Raw genomic sequence first — 4,118 nt, 5'->3', positions numbered from 1 at the left:
ATCCCCAGCCCTTCCCCCGCAAACTGCGCGGGGGAAGGGAGCCAGTCGAGTGCGCGGGGCCAGCCCGGGCGCAATCGAATTCTCCTCTCCCCCATGGGGTTTATGGGGGAGAGGCCGGGAGAGGGGGGCGGCTGCGGCATGCGCCAAGCCAACCGTAGCGCGATTCCGGTCCGCCTCTCCGCACGTCAGTGCGGCAAGGGGCCGGGTGTGACGCCAACAGAACGGCGGCCCGCACCGCGAGCCGCCGTTCGCACTCCCACGCCCCGGCCCACACGATCAGCCGATGCGCTCCTTCAGCCAGTTGACGATCTCGTCCTGCGAGATGCGCGACTGCTCCATGGTGTCGCGGTCGCGGATGGTGACGGTGCCCTGCTCCATCGTCTCCCCATCCACCGTGATGCAGAACGGCGTTCCCGCCTCGTCCTGGCGCCGGTACCGCCGGCCGATGGCGCCCGCCTCGTCGTAGAAGCTGGGGATGCCGCGGCGCCGCAGGTCTTCGTGGATCTGCGTGGCGCGCTCAGGCATGCCGTCCTTCTTCACCAGCGGAAACACACCGCACTTCATCGGCGCGAGCGAAGGCTTGATGGCAAGCACCACGCGCGTCTCGCCCTCCACGGCCTCTTCGCGATAGGCGTTGGCCAGGACGGCGAGCGTGGCGCGGTCGGCGCCCACCGACGTCTCGATGATGTACGGGATGTACCGCTTGCCCGCTGCGGGATCGATGTACTCCAGCCGCTTCCCCGAAAACTCCTGGTGGCGCTTCAGGTCGAAGTCGGTGCGGTTGTGGATGCCCTCGATCTCGCCCCACCCCTCGCCGCCGATGGTGCCGCCGAAGAAGAACTCCACGTCGCCCGCGGCGCTCGCGTAGTGAGCCAGCTTTTCGTGCGGGTGGTAACGCAGCCGGTCCGGCGACAGCCCCAGCACGTCGGTGTGCCACGCAAGCCGGCGCTCGCGCCATTCCTCGAAGAACGCCTCGTCCGTACCCGGCTCCACGAAGAACTGCATCTCCATCTGCTCGAACTCACGCGTGCGGAACGTGAAGTTCCCGGGCGTGATCTCGTTGCGGAACGCCTTGCCGATCTGCGCGATGCCGAAGGGCACCTTCTGCCGGGCGCTCTGCTGCACGTTCAGGAAATTCACGTAGATGCCCTGCGCCGTCTCGGGCCGCAGGTACACCACGTTCGCCGAGTCTTCGGCGGGCCCCATGAACGTCTTGAACATCAGGTTGAAGTTGCGCGGCTCCGTCCACTCCCCCGTCTTGCCGCAGCTGGGGCACTGGGCCGACTCCAGCTCCTGGGCCTTGCTCTCGGCCAGCAGGATGTCTACCCGGTAGCGGCGGTGGCAGTTGCGGCACTCCACCAGCGGGTCGGTGAACTCGGCCACGTGGCCCGAGGCTTCCCACACCTTGGGGTGCATCAGGATGGCGGCGTCCAGCCCCTCGATGTCGTCGCGCTCGTGCACCATCGCGCGCCACCATGCGTCCTTCACGTTGCGCTTGAGCTCCACCCCCAGCGGGCCGTAGTCCCACACGGAGCCCGTGCCGCCGTAGATTTCGGACGACTGGAAGACGTAGCCCCGCCGCTTGGAGAGCGATACCAGCTTCTCCATCAAATCGTTGTCCGCCATGCCTCGTCTTGCCGATCCGCGCTGAGTTCCGGTGCCGGGTATAAGAGCGGGGATGATAACCGGCGGGCTCCGGCGCCGCAAACCTCGCGCGGAACCCGCCGATGGCAGACACCCCGATCGTTCCCGCTGATTGTGAAAACGGTTTGTGCCGCAAGAAGAAAGCTGCGCCGAAGACTCTGGCCTGCGACGCGGAAAAGATGCAGTTTAAGCCATTGGTTCCTCCCCTCCCGCCGCCGCTCAAGGTCCTCTTGGCCTTCGCACTCCGTTCCGATCCGCGTTCCTCCACCCGGCGTCCGCGCGTGAGCCTGCTCGGATGGGCGCTTGTGCTGGTGGCCGCGTGCACGCGTGGCGAGGGTGCCGAAACCGAGGCGCCGCGCGGTATGGTGGCCGAGCTTTCCCGCGCCGTCGGCCCGGCCCCCACGCTGGGCCCGCGGCTCTCGATCGCGCGGGAGCCATCCGAGTGCGCCTCCGAGGCAGGGTGCCGGGAAACGGGCACGCCGTCGCGGAGGGTGAACACCGTGGCCGCGCGCGCCTCGCGGGCGGCCCGGGCGAGCGTCGCGCCCGATGCGCTGCACGCGTCCGCGCTCGTGGATCTCCTCTGGGCCGACGACGAGGGAACTTCGCTCCGCCGGTCCATCCAATACCTGCAGACGGCCGCGCGGCTGGACCCACGCCCCGCGCCCATCCTGGCCGACCTCTCCGCGGCGCATCTGGTGCGCGCCGAACGAGCGAACTCGCCGCGCGACTTGCTTGAAGCAGTGGAAACAGCCGAGCGGGCGCTGCAGAAGGACCCGGCGAACCGGGCGGCGCTCTTCAACCGTGCGCTGGGGCTGGAGCGCTTCGGGCTGATGGGCGAGGCTGGACGTTCATGGCGGGCGTACCTGGCGGCGGATTCGACCTCGGACTGGGCAGACGCCGCCCGGAAGCGGCTGGCGGAGGTAAGCCGCGTCCCCGCGCTCCCCAAAGCGCCGAGTGCGAACGCCACGGACGCGGAGCTCGCCGCCTACGCCGTAGCCGATCCGCAGGGCGCCCGCACGATGGGCTGGGACCATCTCCTGGGCGAGTGGGGCTCGGCCGTCCTCGCCGGCGACGCCGCCAAAGCCGCCGACCGCCTGCACCGGGGCGAGGTGCTGGGGAACGCACTGGAGCGCGCCGGCCGCGACGCCACCCTCGCAGACGCGGTGCGCGCGATAAGATCCCAGGCTGGGCATGCGCGGAATACACGCAGTCTGGCAGCGGCCCATCGCGCCTTCGCCGATGGACGCGTGAGATATCAAAGACCGGATTACCCGGCGGCCAAAGCTCTGTTTTCGTCTGCGGGCGACGAGGCTAGCCTCTCGCCACCGCTGAAATCCTGGGCGGACTTCTTCAAAGGAAGTACGCTGGTGTTCACGGGCTGGCCGGGAGAAGGCGAGCGCGTGCTCCGCGCGGCCATGCCACTCGCGGATCGAGTGCGGCATGCTACAGTTGCCGGACGGCTGCATCTGGCGCTCAGCGGCACTCTCCTGCGAACTGACAGGTTTGCGGATGCGCTGAAGGAGGCGCTCCTCGCCAGGGACCTGTTCTCGTCCGCGGGGGAACGCGAGCACGAGGGAGGCGCGCTGGGCATTGCCGCCGACGCTGCTTTCGCGCTGGGCGATGCAGAGGTGGGATATAACTACGCGAGTCAAGCCGTCGAGCGGCTCCAGCCGTATACGTCTTCGATGTCGCTGCACAATCTGCTCTTCGCCCTCTCCGAGCATGCGGCGAAGGACGGCTACGTCAAAGCCGCTGTTTACACGCAAACTGAAGGGGTAACCGTCGCGAACCGCATCGGCCAGCCCGTTTACCAAGCCGAGGCAACACTGGCCCGCGCGCGCATTCTGACAACCGCGGGCGAGTTTGAGGCTGCTCGGCGGGATCTGATCGCTGGGCGCGCCTTGGTAGAGCGCATCGCAGAACCAGGGGCGCGGGCCTGGTTCCAAGCCGATCTGCGGTTAGCGACAGCGGGCACCGCTACGAATGATACATCGATTCGGGCTGCTGCCGCCTTGGATTCGGCCATCGCGTTCTTCGATCGAGCGGGAGCCCGTGTGCGAGTGTTCCCGGCCCTGATCGCGCGCGCCCGGGCCTACGTGGCGGTAGATGATCTGGACGGCGCCACCCGCGATTTGAAGCGTGCCGTCGCGATGTTGGATCAACGACGGGAGTCGGTTCAGGATCGCATCCACCGCGCGACACTTATCGAGGCCGCCCGCGGAGTCTTCGATGAAGCGTCGATGCTGCACTTGCGGACGGGACGCCAAGCCGAAGCGCTCGCGATTCAGGAACTGCGGCGAGCGCCGTCAGCAGCGGTCAATGCACCGCTCGACGAAGGGCGTTTCATCGCTCGTCCCGGCCAGGTGGCACTCTCCTACGCTCTGGTCGGCGACACGCTCCTAGTCTGGTCACTCGCGGACCGGGACCTCTGGGTCTTTAGAGCCCCAGTCGATACCGCGCGCCTTCAGCGAACG

The 4,118-nt window shown here is 68.0% G+C and carries 2 protein-coding genes; one reads left to right on the top strand and one right to left on the bottom strand.

Going from position 1 to position 4,118, the window contains the following annotated elements; genetic code table 11:
- Positions 1–276 precede the first annotated feature (276 nt).
- The gene (locus VIB55_RS01455) at positions 277–1,608 is read right to left on the bottom strand and encodes a glycine--tRNA ligase (protein ID WP_331874882.1); all 1,332 of its coding nucleotides are present in this window, start codon (positions 1,606–1,608) and stop codon (positions 277–279) included.
- 119 nt (positions 1,609–1,727) lie between these two features.
- On the opposite strand from VIB55_RS01455, the gene VIB55_RS01450 reads away from it, so the two are divergent.
- On the top strand, positions 1,728–4,118 hold a 2,391-nt coding region (locus tag VIB55_RS01450), incomplete at its 3' end, for a hypothetical protein (RefSeq protein WP_331874881.1).

This window comes from Longimicrobium sp., from assembly GCF_036554565.1.
Classification (GTDB): domain Bacteria; phylum Gemmatimonadota; class Gemmatimonadetes; order Longimicrobiales; family Longimicrobiaceae; genus Longimicrobium.
Note: the sequence above shows the minus strand (reverse complement) of the source record. Positions and strands in the feature narration are given on the sequence as shown.

What these genes read in the sequence shown, in the direction of transcription:
- VIB55_RS01455 (WP_331874882.1), bottom strand. Translation starts at nt 1,608, where the DNA reads ATGGAGAAGCTGGTATCGCTCTCCAAGCGGCGGGGCTACGTCTTCCAG.